The sequence below is a fragment of the Flavobacterium sp. HSC-61S13 genome, from assembly GCF_024171535.1.
Lineage (GTDB): Bacteria > Bacteroidota > Bacteroidia > Flavobacteriales > Flavobacteriaceae > Flavobacterium.
Map to the genome: position 1 here is coordinate 1 of NZ_JALJZV010000009.1, position 24,773 is coordinate 24,773.

17 protein-coding genes are annotated in these 24,773 nt (G+C 38.1%); 6 read left to right on the forward strand and 11 right to left on the reverse strand.

Annotated features, from left to right (window positions below; all coding sequences use genetic code 11):
- Positions 1–106: 106 nt before the first annotated feature.
- The 4 genes from L1275_RS09960 to L1275_RS09975 all read right to left on the reverse strand — a co-directional run bounded on the left by L1275_RS09960 (position 107) and on the right by L1275_RS09975 (position 8,925).
- Complete coding sequence (locus L1275_RS09960) at positions 107–2,866, reverse strand: PD-(D/E)XK nuclease family protein (protein ID WP_253472331.1); 2,760 nt, start codon at positions 2,864–2,866, stop codon at positions 107–109.
- A 172-nt stretch (positions 2,867–3,038) separates the two neighbouring features.
- The gene (locus L1275_RS09965; protein WP_253472333.1) at positions 3,039–4,433 is read right to left on the reverse strand and encodes an OmpA family protein; all 1,395 of its coding nucleotides are present in this window, start codon (positions 4,431–4,433) and stop codon (positions 3,039–3,041) included.
- A gap of 112 nt (positions 4,434–4,545) precedes the next feature.
- Positions 4,546–5,742 carry a glycine C-acetyltransferase gene (gene kbl / locus L1275_RS09970; protein WP_253472335.1) on the reverse strand — a complete coding sequence of 399 codons (1,197 nt, stop codon included), beginning with the start codon at positions 5,740–5,742 and terminating at the stop codon, positions 4,546–4,548.
- A gap of 27 nt (positions 5,743–5,769) precedes the next feature.
- The gene (locus L1275_RS09975; protein ID WP_253472337.1) at positions 5,770–8,925 is read right to left on the reverse strand and encodes a UvrD-helicase domain-containing protein; all 3,156 of its coding nucleotides are present in this window, start codon (positions 8,923–8,925) and stop codon (positions 5,770–5,772) included.
- 113 nt (positions 8,926–9,038) lie between these two features.
- Here L1275_RS09975 and L1275_RS09980 point away from each other — a divergent pair, with 113 nt between their 5' ends.
- Positions 9,039–9,644, forward strand: coding sequence for a superoxide dismutase (locus L1275_RS09980; protein ID WP_253472339.1), 606 nt, complete (start codon positions 9,039–9,041; stop codon positions 9,642–9,644).
- Between the two features lie 130 nt (positions 9,645–9,774).
- Here the strand turns inward: L1275_RS09980 and L1275_RS09985 are convergent, their stop codons facing one another.
- From L1275_RS09985 to L1275_RS10010, 6 genes are all read right to left on the reverse strand, one after another.
- Positions 9,775–13,647 carry a hypothetical protein gene (locus tag L1275_RS09985; RefSeq protein ID WP_253472341.1) on the reverse strand — a complete coding sequence of 1,291 codons (3,873 nt, stop codon included), beginning with the start codon at positions 13,645–13,647 and terminating at the stop codon, positions 9,775–9,777.
- A 24-nt stretch (positions 13,648–13,671) separates the two neighbouring features.
- Positions 13,672–14,283, reverse strand: coding sequence for a hypothetical protein (locus tag L1275_RS09990; protein WP_253472343.1), 612 nt, complete (start codon positions 14,281–14,283; stop codon positions 13,672–13,674).
- A gap of 482 nt (positions 14,284–14,765) precedes the next feature.
- Positions 14,766–16,664: an amidophosphoribosyltransferase gene (locus tag L1275_RS09995; protein WP_253472345.1), complete on the reverse strand. Its 1,899-nt coding sequence runs from the start codon at positions 16,662–16,664 to the stop codon at positions 14,766–14,768.
- A 68-nt stretch (positions 16,665–16,732) separates the two neighbouring features.
- On the reverse strand, positions 16,733–17,662 hold the full coding sequence (locus L1275_RS10000; protein WP_253472347.1) for a PfkB family carbohydrate kinase: 930 nt from the start codon (positions 17,660–17,662) through the stop codon (positions 16,733–16,735).
- A gap of 177 nt (positions 17,663–17,839) precedes the next feature.
- Positions 17,840–18,316: a ribonuclease HI gene (gene rnhA, locus L1275_RS10005; RefSeq protein ID WP_253472349.1), complete on the reverse strand. Its 477-nt coding sequence runs from the start codon at positions 18,314–18,316 to the stop codon at positions 17,840–17,842.
- A complete protein-coding gene (locus L1275_RS10010) occupies positions 18,316–18,882 on the reverse strand; it encodes a phosphoribosylglycinamide formyltransferase (RefSeq protein WP_253472351.1) in 567 nt (188 codons plus the stop codon). Before L1275_RS10010 ends, rnhA begins: the two co-directional genes overlap by 1 nt.
- A gap of 195 nt (positions 18,883–19,077) precedes the next feature.
- Here L1275_RS10010 and L1275_RS10015 point away from each other — a divergent pair, with 195 nt between their 5' ends.
- The 5 genes from L1275_RS10015 (at position 19,078) to pyk (ending at position 23,543) form a co-directional block, all read left to right on the forward strand.
- The gene (locus L1275_RS10015) at positions 19,078–19,314 is read left to right on the forward strand and encodes an acyl carrier protein (protein ID WP_002988156.1); all 237 of its coding nucleotides are present in this window, start codon (positions 19,078–19,080) and stop codon (positions 19,312–19,314) included.
- Positions 19,315–19,521: 207 nt separating this feature from the next.
- Positions 19,522–20,775 carry a beta-ketoacyl-ACP synthase II gene (fabF, locus tag L1275_RS10020; protein ID WP_253472353.1) on the forward strand — a complete coding sequence of 418 codons (1,254 nt, stop codon included), beginning with the start codon at positions 19,522–19,524 and terminating at the stop codon, positions 20,773–20,775.
- A gap of 15 nt (positions 20,776–20,790) precedes the next feature.
- Complete coding sequence (rnc, locus tag L1275_RS10025) at positions 20,791–21,540, forward strand: ribonuclease III (RefSeq protein WP_253472618.1); 750 nt, start codon at positions 20,791–20,793, stop codon at positions 21,538–21,540.
- A gap of 83 nt (positions 21,541–21,623) precedes the next feature.
- Positions 21,624–22,109, forward strand: coding sequence for an IPExxxVDY family protein (locus tag L1275_RS10030; RefSeq protein WP_253472355.1), 486 nt, complete (start codon positions 21,624–21,626; stop codon positions 22,107–22,109).
- Between the two features lie 3 nt (positions 22,110–22,112).
- Complete coding sequence (gene pyk / locus L1275_RS10035; RefSeq protein WP_253472357.1) at positions 22,113–23,543, forward strand: pyruvate kinase; 1,431 nt, start codon at positions 22,113–22,115, stop codon at positions 23,541–23,543.
- A gap of 110 nt (positions 23,544–23,653) precedes the next feature.
- On the opposite strand, the gene dinB is transcribed toward pyk, so the two are convergent.
- Complete coding sequence (gene dinB / locus L1275_RS10040; RefSeq protein ID WP_253472358.1) at positions 23,654–24,748, reverse strand: DNA polymerase IV; 1,095 nt, start codon at positions 24,746–24,748, stop codon at positions 23,654–23,656.
- Positions 24,749–24,773: the final 25 nt, after the last annotated feature.

Sequence of the window (24,773 nt, forward strand, 5' to 3'; positions counted from 1 at the left end):
AGCGTATCAGCGTATCAGCGTATCAGCGTATCAGCGTATCAGCGTATCAGCGTATCAGCGTATCAGCGTATCAGCGTATCAGCGTATCAGCGTATAGGCACCAAAACTAAAGTTCTTCAATAAAATTCGTTTCTGGATTCAAAATAGCATTAATCAGCGCGACTAATTCCGTTCTAAATTCCGCAAGAATTTCCTTGGTAATGTTTTGATCTACTTCACGTCCTTGTCTGACTCCAAAAAACAAGAAGCCCTCTTTTCTATTTTTAAACGAATAAATTCCGGCCTCCAACGGTCTATCCCCAGCCTCTTCTTCAAACATCAAAGCATAACACAACAATTGAATAATCTTATCATTTTTTAGTTCTGTCGTGAGTCCTTCCCAATCTTTTAAACGCAATTGATTGGAGTCCACCTTTCCTGATTTATAATCGATCACCCGAATAGACTGATTGCGAATTTCAATACGATCCACATACCCAAATAGATTGACCGGATAAGGCAAGCGCTCATCAACTAGTTGATATTCAAGCAAACGCTCTAGTTCTAAAATCTGAACAACATCGCCATTTTGAATGTTTTTTCGCTCCTCCATCAAAAAATGATAAACATTTCTCTTAGCTACTTCAAAGGCGAGTAGGTTTTTACCCAATTTATCTTTGTTACTACTGTATTCTTTTTCAAATTCTATTTCAACAATTGCATCCGATTTTTTTTGTAAATCATCTAAATCTGCTATGGTCAATACACGCCCTACCAAAGGCTTATAGAGGTTTTCAAGTGCATTATGAATAATGGTTCCCAAGGTATTCAAGGCTACGCTTTCTTCAACTTCCTCTACCTCGCGAATTCTCAACACCCGTTGCAGATAAAATTGAATGGGGTTGCGCAAATAATTGGTTAATGCGGACGGAGAGAAGCCGCGTCCCAATGCGATTTCCTTTAATTTCTCCTGAAGTTGCTCCGATTTAGGAACTTCAATCGGCTGATATGCCTTGTCAGGCAAGAAGGCCGAATAAGTCAAGTGCTCCAAATGGTGGTTGGGTCTTTTTTCAATTTCCAATTGCGTGATAAATCGACTGCGCTCACCGGCATCTAAGCCTTCCGCCTCCGAATTATACAAGAGATATACATTTTTAGCGCGCAACAACAAATGGTAGAAGTGATAGCTATAAATAGCATCTTTTTCCTTGTAAGTCGGCAGCCCCAATTCTCTTTTAACATCATAAGGTATAAAGGAGTTTTGCGACTTCCCCGCCGGAAATTTCCCTTCATTGACAGACGTAATAATTACGGTTTCAAAATCCAATACCCTACTTTCAAGAACTCCCATAATCTGCAATCCCTTTAGAGGTTCCCCCTCAAAAGAAACCTCAGCAAGATCAATGATTTGTTTATAAATCGCATAAACATTCTCGACAGTATTCATCGTCGGATATTTCTCACAATAATTGATCAACTTATTAATCAATTGGTACATCGAATACAAAAAGGTTTTTGCCACCTTATCCTCCTCGACATTGCTCGATAATCTATTTTTAATTTCTGATATAATTACCGACAGTAATTTTAACACTTGCAACGGATCATCAGACCATTTGGTCAAGATCAAATCTCGCAAGATATTTGGAGCAGCATTAAAGGCTTTTAAGCTGTCCATGCTAAAAAAGGTCAGATTGCCTTCGTGAATATTTTTTATCGTTGTTGCAGCATCAACATAGGGCTCAACCATCGGATTGGTTAATACATCCAAGACTTCTTTGTGATATAAAGTATAGTTCAGTTGATCACGGCGTATGGCATTGAGATGCATTTTAAACAATTTAGCAATCAAAATTTGAACGGGATTACTTCGCCCGTCATACCCCATAGTAATGTTTAAAGCATCGACTTCCACAGGCAAAGAATACAGAACAGGCATCAAAAGATTCTCTTCACCCAACACCAAAGCCACTTGATTGAGGCTTTCATTTTCACTTTTGAGCTTTTCAATAATCTTTCCAGCTATGCGCGCTTGACCAACGGTCTTCGGAGTTTTGATAATTTGAATTGTTTTCGCATCACTAAAGTCCTCAACTATCCAGTCCATCGGATGTGTCTGATAATACTTCCACTCTTTTTTAATTCGACGCAAAAACAGTCCTGCATCGTGATAAGGATCATTTAAGAACACTGCATCGATATCCCAAAATACTTTAGCACAACCTTTTTCTAAAAACAATTGAATGATCACTTCTTCTGCAGCATTCAAAGCGTTAAACCCCGCGAAATACATTTTTTTTTCGCCCAATTTAACGGCAAAATCATTCGATTTCTCTACAGCTTTTCTATAAATCAACCCTTGATACCCAACTTTTTTTCCTATTAAATACTCATAGAATGCTTGATAGTAAATCGGCATCATGTCCCAAAACTCCAAATAATTTTGAATCATGTTGGTTCGTTTCTCCAGATCCAACGACCAATGTTTGATGTCTTCAATATCTTTAAGATATGAAAAAACGCGATTGGGCTGAAGCAGATAACGGTCAATCTCATTGAAGTCCTGTAACAACATTTTTCCCCAATTGGCAAATTGTTCAAAAGGTTGTAACTTATCTGCAGTGACAACAGTACTGTAGACTTCATAAAACTCGAATACGAGTTCTATCGAGTCCAAAGTTCGAAGTCCAGAGATGTCTTGAATCAATTCTTCGACACTGATAATTTCCGGCGCGAATAAACTTTTGGGATATTGCTTTTTCAGGGATTCCAACAGGAACACTTTTGCTCTTTTATTGGGCAAAACGACGATTAGATCGTTTAATGTATTTGGGAAATCCTTTTTAATTTCCAAACTCAACTTATCTAAAAACCTCACATTATTCATTTAACTTATACATTTAAAACCATCGATCCACTCCTTTAACGTGTAGAAACTTTCCTTAAACTGAGGTTTTTTCACACATTACAACTCAGCACAACAAACCTATTACATCTTATAAATATATAAAAAAACGCCTCGATTTCTCGAGGCGTTTTAGTTTATTTAAAAAGGATGATTATTTTTGTAATACAACCTCTACACGTCTATTGATCTCTCTACCTTTAACAGTTTTGTTAGATTCAATTGGTTTAGAAGAACCGTAACCTTTAGAAGTTAATCTAGAAGCATCGATACCTTTTTCAATTAAGTATACTTTTACAGCGTTTGCTCTGTTTTCAGATAATGGCAAGTTGATTTTATCAGAACCTGTGCTATCTGTATGTCCTTCAATACTGAATTTAGCAGTTGGGTACTCTCTCATGATTTTAGCCATATTGTCAAGTACTGGGTAAGTTTTCTCTTGGAAAGTGAATTTACCAGTATTGAACAAGATCGTTCTACCGTAATCATTTAATTGTTTCATTTGCTCTTCTTTGATCTCTGGACAACCGTTGTTAGAAGCAGGACCTGCAACATCTGGACATTTGTCTAAATGATCTGGCACTCCGTCTCCGTCTCTATCTGGCCAAGGACAACCTTTGTTTTCTTTAGGACCAGCAACTTCTGGACACTCATCTTTATGGTCTGGTACTCCGTCTCCGTCAGTATCAGGACATCCGTTGAATTCTTTAAGACCGAATACATCTGGACATTCGTCTAAATGATCTGGCACTCCGTCTCCGTCAGTATCAGGACATCCGTTGAATTCTGGTAAACCAGCAACATCTGGACAAGTATCTAAATGATCAGGGATTCCGTCTCCATCAGTGTCAGGACATCCGTTGAATTCTTTAAGACCAGCAACATCTGGACATTCGTCATATTTGTCTAAGATTCCATCTCCGTCTGTATCTTTTCCACCAAATTGGAATTTAATACCTGCGAAATGTTGCATATGCGAAGCGATATCAACGTTTGGAGTTCTTGTATCGTCAAATGAATGTTTGTACGTAGATTGAACAGTTAATGCAATGTTTTCTGTAAACCAGAAGTTTAATCCTAAACCTCCATTAACAGTACCTGCACTAGCATCACCCATAAAAGTGTATCCCCCACCAACTAATAAGAAAGGATCAACAACTTTGAATTTCAATAAATCTTTGAAGCTATATTTAACTTCTGCATCAATACCATAATAAGTTAAATCACCTGGATTGTAGATTTCGTAGTTTTCTGCTTCCGGTTTAATAAACTTATCAATCTTATTTACAGATCCTGTGATTCCAAAGGAGAAACCATCTCCTAAGTATCTTGCTACATTCAAGTAAGATACAGACGGAAGGATGTTCCACTGATCTTTAACATTGAAGTAACCTCCTAATCTGTTAGAGAAGTTGTTTGTTGTACTAATCTTAGTATCAACAGCATTGGCTCCGATAGTCACCGCCCATGGGTGATCCGCATTCTGAGCGTGTGAGGTTAACCCCGTGCAAAGAAGTGCTGCCGCAAATAATTTGTTGAGATGTTTCATAACTTTTTTTATTTATTTACTGTACGTAATAATATCTAGCAAAAATAAGACCTTAATTGTTATCTACAAAAAAATTCTTAACAATTATCTCTTTTTCCTACTAAAATTCTCTTTATTTTATAATATTAAGCTGTTTTCCGACCTCCGTAAATGCCTGAATAGCTTTATCTAAGTGTTCTTGTGTATGAGCAGCTGATAATTGAACGCGAATTCTCGCTTTTCCTTTAGGAACTACTGGAAAAAAGAAACCAGTCACATAAATCCCTTTTTTCAACAATTCCTCAGCCATCAATTGTGCCAATTTCGCATCATACAACATAACTGGAACAATCGCTGAATCACCATCAATAATATCTAAACCGGCTTTTTTCATTCCCGTTTTAAAATAATTGGTATTCCATTCCAATTGATCTCTAAGCGACGTGTCTCTAGCTAACACTTCAAATACTTTAAGTGAAGCTCCAACAATTACTGGTGAAAGGGAATTTGAAAACAAATAGGGTCTCGAACGTTGTCTCAAGATTTCAATCACCTCTTTTTTAGCTGTAGTATATCCTCCCATAGCACCTCCTAAGGCTTTACCCAAAGTACCTGTGATAATATCTACACGTCCCATTACTCCTTTTGCCTCTAGGGTTCCTTTACCTGTAGCTCCAATAAATCCTGCCGCATGACATTCATCTACCATCACCAAAGCATCATATTTATCCGCAAGATCACAAATTTTATCTAAAGGCGCAACCAAACCATCCATAGAGAACACCCCATCAGTCACTATAATCTTAAAACGATGTCCCGCTTCATTAGCTTTGATTAATTGTTGCTCTAAATCATCCATATCGCTATTTTCGTAACGGTATCGCGCTGCTTTACACAAACGAACACCATCAATAATCGACGCATGGTTTAAGCTATCGGAAATAATCGCATCTTCGGCACCTAATAAAGGTTCAAAAACCCCGCCATTAGCATCAAAAGCCGCAGCATATAAAATCGTATCCTCGGTTCCATAAAATTCAGCGATCTTCTTTTCCAATTCTTTGTGAATATCTTGTGTACCACAAATAAATCGTACCGACGACATTCCGAAACCGTGAGTATCCAAAGCATCTTTAGCTGCTTGAACTACTTCAGGGTGTGAAGAAAGTCCCAAATAATTATTGGCACAAAAATTTAAAACAGTTTCACCTGTCGAAATAGTAATCTCCGCTCCTTGTGGAGAAGTGATGATACGCTCTTTTTTAAACAATCCATTTTCCTCAATAGCTGCTAGCTCCTCTCGTAAATGATCTTTAATCTTTCCGTACATAAGTTGAATATTTATTTTTCAAAATTACTATGGCAAATGTACCATATTTATGTTATCTCCTGTATACAGGATAATTTTTTTCACTACGTCATACCCCATATCCTCTAGTGCAAGCTGATATTCATGAACTTGCTTGATATGAGAATCTTCGTGCTTACCCGTCTTATAGTCTAACAGGTAGGCTTTATTATCACGAACCGTCACTCGATCCGGCTTGATACTCTTAAAGGTAGCACTAAAAATCGTTCGTTCGTTAAAAACCAATCCATTTTCTGCAAAATAAGGTTCTAACTCGGGATGAAATACAATATCCTCAACCAAATCTTTAAAACTCAATCGCTGACTTTCAGTTATCAATCCCATTTCTAAACTTTTATCCAAGGCTTCATCAATATCATTGACCGTATAGATATAAGACATGATCTGATGCAATATATTCCCATACTCAATAGCTTTCTGATTATCGGAATCCCACATCAATGCCTCACGTTGTGCAATCTTAATCGATTTAAAATCCATCAAATGATCTACCGATTGTATGGTTTTATTAATATGATCGATACCACCAATATCCTTAACGGTAGATTTAGATACTTTTATAGGCACCCCAAAATCATAGCTAAAGCCTTCGTCGGTATACAGCCCTCTTTTGATTAAGAATTCCAAAAAGAATTTCGACATATTGTTTTGCAACTCTCCTGCACGACTTATGTTTTTTGAGGAAACAACATACAATTGCTCTTCGGCACGGGTTAAAGCAACATACAGCACATTAATATTATCCAGCAATTCTTCTTGTTGTTTTTCTTGATAGAGCGCTTCGGCCCAGGCACCATATTCCGCCACTTCTTTTTTGGAATCGACCAAAGCTTTTGGCAAGTCCAAGCCGTCTTCATTTAAGTCCAACCACAATTTGTTTCGTGATGGTCGCGAATAATCCTCTTCGGCAAATGGGAAAATCACAACTGGAAACTCCAGTCCCTTTGATTTATGAATCGTCATAATCCGAACGGCATCCACGCCTTCCGGAGTTGGAATACTGAATTTCTGTCCGTTGTTCTCCCAGAAATACAAAAAGTCCGCTATACTGTATTGGCTCTTAATGGTACGTTCTAAAACCAAATCCAAAAAATACAACACATAGGATATCGAACTTTTATCCTGCAAAAACGCTCTTACGATATCTTCAACCGCCTCATAAAGCGATTTCTTTCTACAGGCATTGAAGGAAATATGAACCCCTTTTGACTGCAACCAATGTTCCAATTCCTTTTCCGGTTGTATAGCCAAACCTTCAGCGATAAAATCATGAATCGGGCAACCTTCGGGTTGCTTGGATGCGACATAATATAACATCAATGCTTTGGATTCCTTATCCCGGTCGTTTTTTAAAAACCGCAATACCTGAATAATCAATCGCACTTCTGTGGCATTGTCAATCAATAGCGAATCCGATGAAAGTATAGGTATTTCTTGTTCTGTCAAATAATTAGCTAAAGCGACACCAGCCGACCGTTTCCGAGTCAATACGACGATATCTCTATATTCAAACCCCTGTGCTTTTACACTATGGATAATATCTAATGTGGCACGTACATGCAATTCCTCTTTAGTTTCCAACTCCTCTTCTGATTCGGGTTTAGGTAAAAATCGGATATTGACATAACCGCCCGTTTTAGCGTTGGTTTCTTGACTGCTATTATTTTCATACAGATCTTTATAGTCCGGCTCAGTAAAAGAACCAGAGATATCCTGAAAAAAAGCGTTGTTAAAATTTATCACCTCCGAATAACTGCGGTAATTTTTACCCAACACCACCGTTTCTTTACTCGGATTTGAAAACGGATTATCCTTTTTACTCAGAGCGATAAATTGCTCTGCTTTACCACCTCTCCATCTATAAATAGATTGTTTAGGATCGCCAACAATCATCAGGGTTCCCTTTGTTCCAGACAAGTCCTCCCCAGCTAGGGCATTATCTATCAGTGGAATTAAGTTCAACCACTGCATTTCAGAGGTATCTTGAAATTCATCGATAAAAAAATGCCGATACCGTTCTCCCAATCGTTCATAAATAAACGGAGCAGGTTGATTTTGAATTTCTTTATGGATGATAGCATTAAACTGAGATATCGACAGTATGTTTTGGTCCGCCTGTATCTGATCTAACTCTTGACGAATCGTATTCAACAAAGAAAGTGGGGTTATATTTTTCAGAAAAGCTTCATAAAAAGAGCGCTTTGCATAAGCTCGATACACGTTTTGCAACAAGTTGATCCATTGCGGTATCAAGCCTTCTATAAGTTCTCTGTCTTTGGCTGTTTTATTGATCTGTATATCATCGAATTCCAAGAATCGCTTGTGTGCTGCCAAGACCTCATCGGCTTCGATTTTCTTGAGGTGATTGGGAAAGGTTCCTCTCGAAAACGACTTTTCATCGATTCCGTAATCTGAAATCAATTGCAATGCTTCTTTCCCTATAGCTTTTGTTTCTGCAGAAATCCTTTTAATTTCAGCTTTCAACCGATCGCGCACCGCTACAAAATCTGGTAAATTTTTATCTTGAAACAACGCAATTTCGTCGCGATTGTTTTCATTCATCAACAAATAGCCTATTTCCAACAATTCTCTCGTGACGTCCCAACTTTTATCATTGTCCGCCTTATCGATAGAAAAGTCAATCAACAAATCAGTCAATTCACTATCCGTACCGGCTCTAGACACTATAGCGTCAACGGCTTCTTGTAAGAGTTCTTCCGACTCCAAAGACACATCAAAGGTGATTGGTAAATTTAAGTCATGGGCAAAAGACCTAATAATTTTATGGGTAAACTTATCGATAGTCGAAATATCAAAGGCCGCATAATTATGAATGATATTTTTGATAATTACCTTGGATTTATTCCGAATAAAATCGGCCTTTAGCCCGGTTTCCAATTCTATTTGCTCCAACATCCCCATCTGTTTCTCCGGAACTTCATCTTGAGTAAATGCAAACAAACTTGTCACGACTCTCGACTTCATTTCAGCAACGGCTTTGTTGGTAAAAGTAATCGCTAAAATATTTTTATAGGCGTCGTTTGTCTTGTCAGTTAACAGGATTTTCAAGTATTCTTTGACTAATGTATGGGTTTTACCGGATCCGGCTGAGGCGTTATAAATTGAAAATGAGGCAGTAGTCACTTATTTGTTTTATATTATAGTTAACGATAATTAAACTTAGTCTCCTTTTGATATTGAAGTTAAATCCTTAAATTTGAATAAAAATAATACTAATCTTTTTAATAATACTAATTATGGCATTCGAATTACCGAAATTACCTTACGCATACGACGCGTTAGAACCGCACATTGATGCTCGTACGATGGAAATACACCATACTAAACATCATAACGCTTATACTACTAACTTAAATGCAGCTATTGCTGGTACTGAATTAGAAGGAAAAAGCATCGAAGAAATTCTTCACAACTTAGACATGGCTAACGGAGCTGTGCGCAACAACGGTGGTGGATTTTACAACCACAACCTATTCTGGGAGGTAATGAGCCCTAACGGAGGTGGAGAGCCAACTGGAGAACTGGCTGCTGCCATTGTTAAAGACTTAGGTTCTTTTGAAGCTTTTAAGGAAGCATTTGCTAAAGCTGGAGCAACTCAGTTTGGTTCAGGATGGGCTTGGTTGTGTGTAAAAGACGGAAAACTAGCTGTTTGTGGAACTCCTAATCAGGACAACCCATTAATGCCAGGTGTTACTTGTCAAGGAACTCCAATCTTGGGAATGGATGTTTGGGAACACGCTTATTATTTAAACTACCAAAACCGCAGACCTGATTATATTACTGCTTTCTTTAATGTAATCAACTGGGATGAAGTAGCAAAGAGATATGCTGCTGCTAAATAATTCCTTTTTTTTATAAAGAACGCCTGAAATTCATTCAGGCGTTTTTTATTTTAAATATCTACATCTCACTTTAATAAAAAGCCCAAAAAACAGCTGTTTTTTTATGTCAATACGGTCTTTTAAGGATTGATTAATGTCGGATTTTTAGAGGCGAGTTAATATTCATTGGATTGATTGTAGCACGAGTTTTTTTAGGCCCGCCAATAACAATATTACAAAAATCAATGACAGGAGTGTTGGTAAAATCATAAACTGTAATTGTAGCTTCCTGACCTCCATCACCCATACTCCCTGCAATTTTATGTCCTACATATCCATACTTACCGAGTTTTTTATCGATAACCGGTGTAACATGCCCTCCTAATTCAATATACATTATATCGTGTACTCCTGGCGTAATTCCATTTGGAATTCTAGGCTGGGTTACATTACCTCCATTAAACCCTAATCGAACATAAGTCGACTCATTAGAACCCCAAAAATAAGGTACTCCATCTTCATCGATAGCTCCTGCAGCTCCCGAAAATGGGTTGTGTAAAGCTCCATTAATAAACTTTATATTTTCCAAAAATCCAGTACCTGTCCCTACTCCACTTCCAGTAGGACTCTTAACGGTCTGCCAAGAGGTTCTCACTGCCCCTCCATCAACACCAATTCCCAAAACACCTCCAATATTATATCCCAAGGAATACACGCGTTTATCATCGCCTAATACATAGTAGGTCAGTGTTGAACTTTCACCAGTCATAGCGGTCATAATCACTCGATTAACCCCATTCGGAAGCGTCATTTTAACCGGTACAGCACTGTTAGTCTCGTTCGACCCATCACCTAAAAAGATACTACTTCCCCAAGTAAACAGATCGCCATTTAAGGTAAGAGCCATAGCAGTACCCGTACCAAATAATTTTACAGACACAACCTGCCCGATTAAAACTTTGTGCCAAGCAAAATCAATAGCAGTACTACTATCGCCATAAACCGCCGCACTTTGTTGAGCACCTGCAGCCAACACATAAACATCACCCCATTTGGTCAACAACACCAAACTTCCCATATCGAAACCAGATGCCGTTGCACTAATCACTTTGACGTCTCGAGGATTAATCCCTACGGGCAATGGAATTGATTGAAATGCCCGCCCCGAAGTTCTCCACGGCTGCGGCACCTGAACCTTATTTCCCCAGGTATATAATCCAGCTGTAGATAACACGAAGCAAGTAACTCTACTGTAACCACCTCCAACTGTTCCGGCTATAATATCACCGTCATAATTAAATCCATTGCTCGGAATAACCTCTGTCGGAAACAATAAATTTCCAACACCTAATGGACTAGTATGCTCTCCAAAAATCGAAAAACCAGATTTTGTTCGGACCAAACTCATATGAAACAAGGATTGTATCAATCCATAATCATTGCTGATATCATCCATATCCAAACAATGGGAATCCTCTTCCAATGGGATTCCACCACCTGTACAAACATTTCTATGGGGTTCCAACCAATACAAGTTTCGAGGCAAGGTATAACCAACAGCTGAGATGACCTTGCCATATTGATCTACTGTAACGGGGCTAATGCCTAATATTCCATCGCGATCTGGATCTTCAAACCCCACTTCAGTAACATCAAAACACGAATCTCCATCTGCATTTAAGTCTTGGTGATTGGGCCTGCCGTTTCCATTAATATCATGTCCGTTACAGCCCATTTTGGGATATAAAGACGGATGATGATTAGCAACCGTGGCTGTAATCTCAAGAATATTTCTAGTTATCGTTCCTGTAAAACCCGCTATACCCCATAATCGATACGATCGATATAAGTCCTGATTTTTGGTTACAACAAAAACGGATTCATTGCTCAAACTCGGGCTAATACCTTCTGTTAAATCAATCCAATTAGTACCGTCGTTGGTGGCCTGTAAAATCACTTGTGAACCGTTTGAAAAAAAATCTGTAGTATTAAACAACATTCGTATAGAGGCATATTCTATACTCGGGGCCATAGTTGTAGTCAATCTAAAAATCTCTCTATTTGCTAGAGCGGTTGCCGCTGGAATTTGTATTCCAATATTACTTAGCGTTTCGATGCCGTCGATTAATAATTCGGCATTACCCGTTCGAATAGGCAATGAAGTAGTGACTTCTAGTAGGTGCCTTCTATCGCCAGTTTCATAAATCTTAGCATCTAATTCAAAGCAATTGGGAGATTCTATATGATCAAAAATACCGTCATTATCGTCGTCCACATCGAAGAGATCAAAAACACCATCACCATCAAAATCATCGGTTGCAACAACCTCTCTAATTTTATAATAGCCAAGCGGATGTAAATATCCATGTCCATCTACCACACCGAATCGATCTACAAGTACAGGAGCTACACCAACAAATCCATCACCATCTGGATCTGAAAATCCCGCTTCCAATACGTCACTCACCCCGTCACCATCACTGTCCAAATCCAGATGATTGGCAACGCCATCACCATCCAAGTCTTCATCAGAGCAGTTTATTTTTGGATAAAGTGCCGGTAGGTAGTTTTGGGTTATAGCCGTTATCTCCATTAAACTCCTGCTGGTTACCCCAGTCGTTCCTGATTGTCCAAGCAAGCGGTACATGCGATATACATCATGATTTTTAGTCATCACTATGGTTACATTTACTGCTGTAGAAGGCTTTATTTCTTCAGTCAAATCAACCCAAACTATTCCATCTTGTGACCCTTGCATGACTAACCTACTGCTCGACGTAAAGGCTCCAGCTCCATTAAAAATCAAATCTATCGATGAAAATTGTACTCCCAAAGCCAGTCGGGTTGTCAATCTAAATACCTCTTGATTTTGTAAAGCTTGAGACGACGCCCAAGTTATTCCTTGAGCTGAAGTAGCAATTCCATCAATTAAATACTCTTGTTTACCGCTAACATAATTAAGGGTTGTTGTGGCTTGCATCAGCGAATTTCTATTACCAGTTTCATAGGTCGTTTTGTCGCTTTCATAACAATTTGGGGACTCAAAATGATTATAAATACCGTCGTTATCGGCATCCACATCAAATACATCATAAATACCGTCATCATCAGTGTCCTTGGCCGCATTAATAGATCCTATTTTGTAAAAATCATAGGGAACGCGATAATCATGTCCGACAATCGCACCATCATCATCTACGAATACCATACCACTGCCGAGATGGCCGTTATTATCCGAATCAATAAAACCCGCTTCTACTACATCATAAGCACCGTCGCCATCACTGTCTAAATCTTGATGATTAGGCATACCATCACCATCTATGTCCTCTCCTGTACAGTTTGCTTTTGGATAGAACGAAGGCATGTATGCACCGACACTAGCAGTAACTTGGAGAAATACACGGGTGGCTGATCCACGCTTCCCCCCCACTCCTAAAAGGCGATAGTATTTATATCGGCTTTGATGGTACGATACGTCAACGGTGATGTTGGCTCCGTTACCGGGAAAGTGTTTTTCCGACAAGTCCAGCCAAGTATTCCCATCTTTAGATCCTTGCAAAACGACTCTAGCCGATGAAGCAAAAAAAGACGAACCATTAAAAAGCAATGAGATCGAGGTAAATTCAATACCCGCACCAGCTTTTGTGGTCAATCGCACGATTTCAAGCTGATCTAAATCAATAGCAGCTGGAATACTTAACCCTGATGATGGGGTTGGCGTACCATTTATTAACCAATCTGGATTCCCATTTGAAAAAGGTAAGGTTGTAGTCGCTGTTAATAAGTCCGAGCGATCCCCGATTTCAAAACTACTTTTATCTAAATAAAAACAATTGGGGGACTCAATATGGTCATAAATACCGTCATTATCGTCATCGACATCCAGTTCATCGCTAATCCCATCGCAATCAAAATCACCAGGGCATCCGATTTGCTGTGCAAAACTAACAGCATTAAAAATAAAAAAAACAAAAAGAAGCAAAGCGAGTTTCTTCCTAACAAAGCTAAGATAAGTCATCATAAAATTAGATTTCTCGTAAATTGCTTACTTAACAACCAATACGACGTTCATAAAATCACTACTATCACTATTGGCTTGAGCATTGGGAAGCACATTATAAGTCAAAATACCCATGTTATCAATACTTACATTGGAAAACACATTAGCACTATAATCGGTAACATAATAGTATAAATCGCTAGCATTATTAAAAAAGGGAATAGCAGCTGGTGCGCCTGGACTAGCCGATTTCGGTGAAGAAAACTGAGTTTTATACAAATCAAAAAGATCGTAACGCCCCGATGCATTAGTGATATCAAGTGCCACGGACGGCATATAGAAAAACTTAACGACATTACCACTAATACACACCCAATCCGGCGCTGAGGGAGTTCCTATATTTTGGCTCAAACATGCTCGAACAGTATCGTATACCAACAATCCATTAGCCGGATTGGGTATCGCTGTTTCAATGTTTGCAACTCGAGGTATGAGCACTCCGGTATTAGCACTTACCAAATCTAATACAGCGCTGGAATCTGGCACCAAGGTTCCAATACCACTATTCCCAACAGGGGTTACCTGTGCGGATAGCAGGCTAGAAAGCAACAGAAAAACACCTGTTAATGAATAAGATAAGTAGTAGTTTTTTTTCATAATAATTGAGTTTTATATTAAATTCCTTTTTCTTTCACAGCTAACATTTCGATATCAATTAACGCCCTCACAAGGGAATCGCATTACAGCTGATTTGTTTACCCAATCTCTACACAGTCCATAGTACAGCAGTCACAACAATAAACGCCCATATCATTCCTCACCCCCCTTTTCAATTGCAACACCTGCCTGAAATAGCTCTTAAAAAACAGCAACAAATCGCATTGAAATACCGCTAAAAAAGCTTTGCCATTTAGACACTTTTTTCTCAAAAAGTCACTCCCTAATAAGCATAGTACTTCATAAAACTTACACCCTTCCTCCTCGCCTTTTATTTTAAGGCGATCTATTGCACAAAACTACTTGCACCCACTACGAGTATTCTAGCAAAATAGACCAAAAACAAAAACCCCCTGATGAAACAAATTTCACCAGGGGGTTTCTAAATTATAACAAACGACTAAGTCAGTCTTCTAACTTCCTTAATAAGCCCGCGCATCTTTACCTTCATAAAAATTCATAAAGGCGCGATTCACGACTCTTTTTCCACCATCAGTTGGATAATTACCCGTAAAGTACCAATCTCCTAAACTATTAGGACAGGCAACATGTAAGCTATCGACAGTTTGAAAGAGAACTTTTACTTCCGATTTGATACTTGGATCCTTGACCATCTCCGCAATTTTATCTGAAATTTCCATGTCCGTGAAGGGCGCATAAATCTCTTTAACGTAATTGACTACATCCACATCTGCAAAATTCTCTTGTGCTTTGGATTTTTTATATACTTCTTCTACAATATGATACATATTGCGTTCTTTAAGTAATTCCATTGCGGCTTGAAAAGCGATTAACCCCTCTAATTTAGCCATGTCAATTCCATAGCAATCTGGATATCTGACCTGAGGTGCAGCAGAAACTACAACGATTTGTTTTGGATTCAAACGATCTAACATACGAATAATGCTCTTTTTTAGCGTAGTGCCTCGTACGATACTATCATCGATAATCACCAAATTATCCGTCGGTTTAATAACGCCATAGGTCACATCATAAACGTGAGCTACCAAATCATCTCTACTGCTATCGTCTGTAATAAAGGTACGTAACTTCGCATCTTTGATCGCGATTTTTTCAGTACGCAATTTTACAGACAATATTTCTTGTAAGCGCTCTTCCGAGAGTTGCTCTTTATGAGCAAGTATATCTGCTATCTTTCTTTGATTTAAGAAATCTTGTGCTTCTTCGACCATCCCATAGAAAGAGGTTTCTGAAGTATTTGGAATATAAGAGAACACCGAATTATCGGTATCGTTATCAATAGCGTCTAGAACTGCAGGAAAGATTAGTTTCCCTAAGTCTTTACGTTCTTGGTAGATTTCAGCATCATTTCCTCTAGAGAAATAGATCCGTTCAAAAGAACAGGCTCTTTTTTCCAAAGGCTCTAGGACTTGTTCAAAAGACACTGTTGCATCTTTTTTAATAATCATGGCTTGTCCGGGTTCAATTTCCTTGATTTGATCATAAGGAACATTAAAAGCGGTTTGAATTACAGGACGTTCAGAAGCTACAACAACAATTTCTTCATCTTCATAATAAAACGCTGGACGTATACCTGCTGGATCTCTGAAGACAAAAGCGTCGCCATGTCCGATTAATCCAGCCATTACAAAACCACCATCCCAATTTTTTGAAGCTCTTTTAATAATTCTACCTACATCTAAACGCTCTCCGATGATTGGTGAGGCTTCTCTTTTAGAATAGCCCTCGTTTTTACATTCAAAGTAAAGATTTGTGACCTCATCATCTAGAAAATGCCCGATCTTCTCCATTACAGTAACGGTATCAGCCATTTCTTTAGGATGTTGTCCCAAGCGCACCAAATCTGCGAATAGATCTTTTACATTAGTGAGGTTAAAATTACCCGCGACAATTAAGTTTCTATGCATCCAATTGTTTTGACGCAAAAACGGGTGTACACTTTCGATACTATTTTTTCCAAAAGTCCCATAACGAACATGTCCCAAGAACAATTCTCCCAAATAAGGAATATGTTGTTTCTGCAAATCAACATTATCCGCATACTCAGGATTATCTTCCAATTCTTGATTGATACGTCCGTTGATTTGAGTAAAAATATCTTGTATAGGCTGCGCTTGGTTGGAACGTACGCGGCTGATATATCGTTCGCCCGGTTCCATATCCAATTTTATACTTGCCAATCCTGCTCCATCTTGTCCGCGATTGTGCTGCTTTTCCATAAGCAAGTACATTTTCTGAATGGCATAAAATGCCGTACCGTATTTTTCTTTATAAAAAGACAAAGGCTTCTTGAGTCTTAAAAGGGCAATACCACATTCGTGTTTTAGCGCGTCGCTCATACTGTTTACTGTTGTTGTGTTGTTGTTTATAATAAAAAAAAGCCCCATAAAGAGGCTTCGGAAATCCGTTATTTAGATAATTCGATATCGAATTGTGTCAACATCTTAAATTGCTGCAATCTAGCATCCACATCTTCTCGCGTTAACCGCTCCATACGTTGTGTACCAAACTCTTCTACGCAAAATGAAGCGAGATTAGATCCGTAAATGATGGCGTTTTTTAAGTTCCCAAAAGAGATATTGCTGCTTTGTGCGATATAACCCGAAAATCCTCCTGCAAAAGTATCACCTGCACCTGTTGGATCATAAACTTCTTTTAAAGGTAAAGCCGGTGCAAAAAACACATCGGAATTATGAAATAACAAAGCTCCGTGTTCTCCTTTTTTAATCACGACATATTTCGGTCCCATTTGCTGAATAACTTCCGCAGCCTTAACCAAAGAATACTCTCCAGATAGTTGACGGGCTTCTTCATCATTAATGGTTATGACATCAATGCGCTTCATCACTTCCTTTAATTCTTCTAATGCACAATCCATCCAGAAATTCATCGTATCCAATACGACCAACTTTGGTTTTTGCTTCATTTGATCTAAGACACTGATTTGGATATTTGGATGTAAATTCCCCAACATCACTACATCAGCCTCTTTAAAATTTTCTGGAACTATTGGATTAAAATCCGCCAGTACGTTTAATTGAGTTTCTAAGGTATCTCTAGAATTCAAATCGTTGTGATAACGTCCGCTCCAAAAGAAAGTTTTACCTCCTTTTACCACTTCAATACCCGATATATCGATGTTTCTGTTTTTTAAAAGATCTAAGTGTTCTTGAGGAAAATCATCTCCCACTACAGAAACTATCGCAGATTGTACTTTAAAGAAAGACGCTGAAAGTCCAATATATGTGGCAGCTCCTCCTAAAATTTTATCAGTCTTTCCAAATGGGGTTTCAATGGCGTCAAAAGCGACTGTTCCCACAATCAATAATTTATTCATATAAAGTGATAACAAATGAAGATGCAAATATAACGTATTAGTTATAGATGACAAAAATAGTATACTTAAAAACCCCAAGGTTTTTCGTTAAAATTAACTACAGTAAAGAAAGTTGTAAATTCCGTGGTCCCTAGCCGATGGAAATAGTGGAATAGCGTGTTTTAATAACCTTGAATATCAATCGACATTTTGTTCGTAATACACATCGGGAGGTAATTGCGGTTGTTGTGCCGCGGCCACAGCCAGCTGATCACAGCGCTCGTTCATCGGATGATTATTATGACCTTTAACCCATTTAAAGTCTACAAAATGCTCGCGATAAACCAATAGGAATCGCTTCCACAAATCCGGATTTTTTTTACCGACGAAACCCTTTTTTTCCCAACCAAAAACCCATCCTTTCACTACCGAATCCACTACATATTTTGAGTCTGACACGACCAAAACTTTGGTCCTTGGGTTTTTTAATTTTTCCAAACCGACGATAACTGCCAAAAGTTCCATTCGATTGTTTGTCGTTTTTCGAAAACCACCTGAAAATTCTTTATACACTTTTTTGCCAGCCCATTCCAAGATTAATCCATAACCTCCAGGCCCTGGATTTCCGCGTGATGATCCGTCGGTATATAAAATAACTTGATGTAGTTCTGCCATTATAAAGGTTTTATAAGAGATTCAATGACCTCAGGAAAATGTTTGTATTCTAATTGTTGTACTGCTTGAGCAATTTGTTCTACCGACATCGCGCTATTAATAGCTGTTGTCGCTTGAAAAATAATACTCCCTTCGTCATAATTTGCATTGACAAAATGAATAGTTATGCCAGTTTCGGACTCTTTATTGTCCAAAACCGCCTGGTGTACGAATTTCCCATACATCCCCTTACCACCGTATTTTGGCAATAGCGCGGGATGAATATTGATGATTTTATTTTCAAAGACATCGACTAAAACCTCCGGAAACTTCCATAAAAAACCAGCTAAAACGACCAAATCCGGTTTAAAATCCTGCATGTTTTTTTGCACGGTACCATCATTTAACATAATTCGATTAAAAATTACAACAGGAACTTGATTTTTTGTCGCTTTTTCTATTACCTTAGCTTCTGGGTTATTTACAAAAACTAAAAAAGCGATATTTTCGGTCTTGTTTTTGAAATAGGTGATGATATTTTCAACATTAGTGCCTGATCCGGAAGCGAATAAAATTATTTTTTTCATCTATTTTTAGTGAGAGTAAGTTAGAAACGAGCAAATTGAATGCAAAAAAAAGAATAATAACTGACAATAAACAGAAAAATAGACAGAAGTATTAATTATTTTTATAATTTCGCACCGACAATTAACATGTAAAAACTGGTATTAAATAAAGTTTTTTATTTTTGCCATCGAAATTAAATTTAAAATTAAAAGATTATGTCAGACATTGCATCAAGAGTAAAAGCGATTATCGTTGACAAATTAGGCGTTGACGAGAACGAAGTTGTAGCAGAAGCAAGCTTCACAAATGATTTAGGAGCTGATTCACTAGACACTGTTGAGCTTATCATGGAATTCGAAAAAGAATTTGATATTCAGATTCCAGATGACCAAGCTGAAAACATCGCTACAGTAGGTCAAGCTATCTCTTACATTGAAGAAGCTAAAAAATAATAACTTCAACTCACGTGTTTTATAAAAACACGTGAGTGTTATTATTTTTTAAAAGTAGACTAGACAGGTTTTTTAAAAAACGGAAAAAGGACAGATTGGAGACAATCTTAAAATTATAAAATTAAACTACCCAATGTTTCCTTTTTTATATAAAAGAGATCATTGGGTATTTTAATTTATTGACATTAAAACTATAAAAAATTTTTTATGAAATTAAAGCGAGTTGTTGTAACAGGTTTAGGTGCACTGACCCCTATTGGAAATAATGTTCAGGAATACTGGAACAACCTAATTCATGGAGTGAGCGGTGCAGCACCCATAACTTATTTTGACGCTACCAATTTCAAAACACAATTTGCCTGTGAATTGAAAGGCTTTAATGTAGAAGATTTTATAGACAGAAAAGAAGCCCGAAAAATGGACCGTTATGCGCAATATGCGATGGTAACAGCACAGGAGGCTATGTTAGATGCCCAATTTGATTTGGACAAAATCGACCAAGACCGCGCTGGAGTTATCTGGGGTTCGGGAATTGGAGGATTAGAGACCTTTCAGCATGAAGTGACGAATTTTGTAAACGGTAACGGTACACCAAAATTCAATCCATTCTTTATACCAAAGATGATCGCTGATATCGCAGGAGGTCATATTTCTATAAAATATGGTTTTAGAGGACCTAACTTCACTACAGTATCTGCTTGTGCATCATCTACCAATGCGTTGATCGATGCTTTTAACTACATCCGTCTCGGTCATGCCGACATTATGATTACAGGTGGATCAGAAGCAGCAGTTACGATTGCCGGTGTTGGAGGTTTTAACGCCATGCATGCTTTATCTACGAGAAATGACGATCCAAAAACAGCTTCTCGTCCAATGGACAAAGACCGCGAAGGATTTGTATTAGGCGAAGGTGCTGGTGCTTTAATTCTAGAGGAATACGAACACGCCCTTGCAAGAGGTGCCAAAATCTATTGTGAAATAGGTGGTGGTGGTATGTCTGCAGATGCTTATCACATTACAGCTCCACATCCAGAAGGACTAGGCGCTAAAAACGTGATGTTAAACTGTTTACGCGATGCAGGTTTGACCCCGAAAGACGTAGATGGAGTAAATATGCACGGTACTTCAACTCCATTAGGAGATATAGCCGAATCCAAAGCCATTCAACACGTATTTGGTGAACACGCTTACACCTTAAACTTAAATGCAACCAAGTCTATGACTGGACATTTACTAGGTGCGGCGGGAGCTATTGAAACCATTGCTTCCATCAAATCTATTGTTCACGGAATCATTCCTCCGACAATCAACCATTTTACAGATGATGAAAACATCGATCCAAAACTCAATTTCACTTTTAACGAAGCGCAAAAACGCGACGTAAAAGTAATCATGAGTAATACATTTGGGTTTGGTGGACACAACGCTTGTGTATTGGTTAAAAAATTAGATTTTTAAACCACCATCAACGTGATGAGGATACTTAATAAATTATTTAAAATTTCCCGTTCTCAACCAGAAAACGGGTTTTTTTATGATCAAATAACCCATATTATTGGCGACAAACCTGCCGATATACAAAATTTCAAAAGAGCCTTTACGCATCGCTCTATGAATTTAATCGATGCTCAAGGTCATCCGATCAATTATGAGCGTTTGGAATTCTTAGGTGATGCCATGTTGGGGTCGGTGATCGCATCGCACTTATATGTGCAAGTTCCCAATGGAGATGAAGGATATTTGACCAAAATGCGCTCAAAAATCGTCAGTAGAGAAAACCTAAATGAACTCGGCAAAAGCCTAAAACTAACCGAGTTGGTTGAAAGCAAAATTGGCAAACAACAATTTGGAGAAAACATATATGGCAATTTGTTAGAAGCACTGATTGGTGCCATTTATTTAGACAAAGGCTATCCGGCTTGTGAAAAATTTATCCACAATAGAATTTTGCAAAAAGAAGTCGATATACAACGACTCGAAACCAAAATCACCAGTTATAAAAGTTTATTAATTGAGTGGTGTCAGAAGAAGAAATACAGCTTTAAATTTGAATCTTTTGAAGAGGAAAGTTGTGAAGATGTGCGCTATTTCGGCGTTAAGTTGTATATCAACGATAAAATTGTAGGTCGCGCAAGAGGAACTTCAAAGAAGAAAGCTGAGGAAAAAGCCGCACAACGCGCCTATTTTGCCCTGCAAGAGAAAATCATCTCTGGCGAAAAATAACTTAACATTTCCTTGTCATTTATGTTCGTTCATTAATCCGGTGATCTGTTTTAAAGTCGTATATTTGCAGCTAACTCATCTATATGACTATACATAGGATATCCATAGACGATTTTATTTCAAGTGACTACGAGTTGATTGCCATACACTCCGGACTAGAAGATTACCGAGTAGCCTTTTTTATCAATCAAGCTCTTGGGACTCAGTTGTCGAAGTGTAAGGAAGAGATCGAAATTAATACCGGACAAATTCCCAGTTATTTTTCTCATTATTTATTTGAAGATTGCAGGCAAGATATCATTTGGAATCTCGCTTCCAATAAAACCTTTTTCTCCACAGATAATACCGCTCCATCTCCTCTTTTCAAGGAATTAAATCCCGCTTTTTTTACTCCTATTTATTTATTACCTGAGTTAAAAAAGGTGGATTTTATCTTAAAAATAGAAAATACAGATCATACCTTCGATATAGATAGCGTGATTGAGAAGTTAAATGCCTTAAAAAGCATTACCACCGCATACGAATTACAACAAAACACGATAAAGTCAAAAAACAACTTAATATTCTAAAAAATGTTAACAAGAAAAAAAACCAAAATAGTAGCCACATTAGGTCCTGCTTCTAGTTCAAAAGAGGTCATCAAAGCCATGATCGATTCTGGGGTAAATGTTTTTAGAATAAATTTTTCCCATGCCGACTACAGCGATGTAGAAGACAAGATTAGAATTATTCGAGAACTCAATGAAGAATTTGGATATACCACTTCGATTTTAGGAGACTTACAAGGTCCTAAGTTACGTGTTGGTATCATGAAGGAGGATGTAATTGTTTCAAAAGGAGATATCATTACCTTTTCTACTGCAGAAGAATTTCACGGAACAGCAGAACGCGTTTATATGAATTATAAAAACTTCCCTATGGATGTAAATCCAGGTGAGAGTATTTTATTAGACGATGGTAAATTGCTATTTGAAGTTATAGAAACCAATAAAAAAGACGAAGTAAAAGCATTGGTTATCCAAGGCGGTCCATTGCGTTCTAAAAAAGGGGTTAACCTACCTAAAACCAAAGTTTCTTTACCTGCTCTTACTGAAAAAGATATCCGCGATGCTATTTTTGCTATCAAAAACAAAGTAGACTGGATCGCCTTATCCTTTGTAAGAACACCAGAGGACTTAGAAGATTTAAGAAACCTGATCAACGAACATTCGGAACACAAAATTCCAATTATTGCCAAAATCGAAAAACCTGAAGCGGTAGCCAATATCAACAAAATCATTGCTTACTGCGATGGTCTTATGGTTGCACGTGGAGACTTAGGTGTAGAAATTCCTGCACAAGAGGTTCCATTGATTCAGAAACAATTGGTTCAAAAAGCAAAATCTGCACGTATTCCGGTTATTATTGCTACGCAGATGATGGAAACCATGATCAGCAGCCTTACACCAACACGTGCGGAAGTTAATGACGTAGCGAACTCTGTTATGGATGGTGCTGATGCCGTGATGTTGTCGGGAGAAACTTCTGTAGGGAGCTACCCGGTACAGGTTATTGAAAAAATGAGCCAAATCATCCTTAGTGTTGAAGACTCACCATTAATCAAATTACCACAAAATACACCGGAAATTAAAACCAAAAGATATATTACCAAATCCATTTGTTATCACGCAGCTACTATGGCTAATGATATCGATGCCAAAGTAATATGTACTTTAACCAATAGTGGATATACCGCCTTCCAAATTTCAGCGTGGAGACCAAATTCTCATATTTTAGTATTTACCTCTAACAAACGAATCTTAACGCAATTAAGCTTATTATGGGGAGTTTCTGCTTATTACTACGATAAGTATGTCAGCACAGATGAAACCATTGAAGACATCAACTCTTTAGCTCGTGCACACGGCTATGTAGGAAAAGGGGATATGATCATCAACCTAGCGGCTATGCCTATCGTTGAACGTGGAATGGTGAATACTTTAAGAATTTCTGAAGTTCTGTAAAAACAACATTTTGACAGAACCCCTCGATCGGTCAAGATCTCTTTCAACAGCTCTTCGATCTTTCATAATAGACAATCGTTAATGGACAGGTTTTGACCTGTCCTTACCGATTACCATTTAAAATCAAATCGCAGTTGCACCGCAACTGCTTTTTTTTGCATAAGCTGCTCATCAGCAGTCTTTGTATTTAAGTTCGACATCGACAACCCAATCAAGCGCACGGAATCTTTAAGACGCTCCTGATAGAGCAATTCCTTCGCCACATCCAACAGCAAGCTTTTTTCCGATACATAATAGGGTAAAGTAATACTTCGTGTCTGCTGTGAAAAGTCGGAATACTTGATTTTCAGCGTTAATGTTTTACCAGAAATACCATGCTTTTTCAACCGTTGCTCCAAGTCAACTGCAATAAAATCTAATTTTTCTAGGATATAAATTTCCGATGAAAGATTTTCATCAAACGTTCGTTCTGTACCAACAGACTTTATCGTTCTATTTGGCTGTACTAAAGATAGATCAATCCCCCGAACGATATCGTAATAATGCCGTCCAGACTTCCCAAAATGTGCGGTTAAGAATTCTTCCGATTTTGCCTTTAAGTCTTTGCCAGTAAAAATACCCAGCTGATACATTTTATCTGCAGTTACTTTTCCAACCCCATAAAACTTTTTTATTTCAAGCCCCTCCAAAAAAGGTTCTATCTCTTCTGGATTAATGGTTTTCTGACCGTTGGGTTTGTTATAATCACTGGCAATTTTGGCTATAAATTTATTGACTGAAATCCCCGCTGATGCAGTCAATTTCGTCGTTTCAAAAATCTTATTTCTAATTTCTTGCGCAATCAACGTCGCACTGGTAATTCCCTTTTTATTAACCGTCACATCTAAAAATGCCTCATCTAAAGAAAGGGGTTCCACTAAATCGGTGTATTCTAAAAATATCGTACGAATCTGCTTCGACACTTGTTTATACCGATCAAAACGAGGCGGCATAAAGATTAGTTCCGGGCAATTCTTTTTTGCCATTACACCACTCATCGCACTTCTAACACCAAATTTACGAGCCTCATAACTCGCTGCCGATACTACTCCGCGATTTTCAGCCCCGCCCACAGCGATGGGCTTTCCTCTTAATTCCGGAAAGTCCAATTGCTCTACGGAAGCATAAAATGCATCCATGTCGACGTGAATTATTTTTCTGTGCATCCTCTAAGTATATCGCTATACAAAA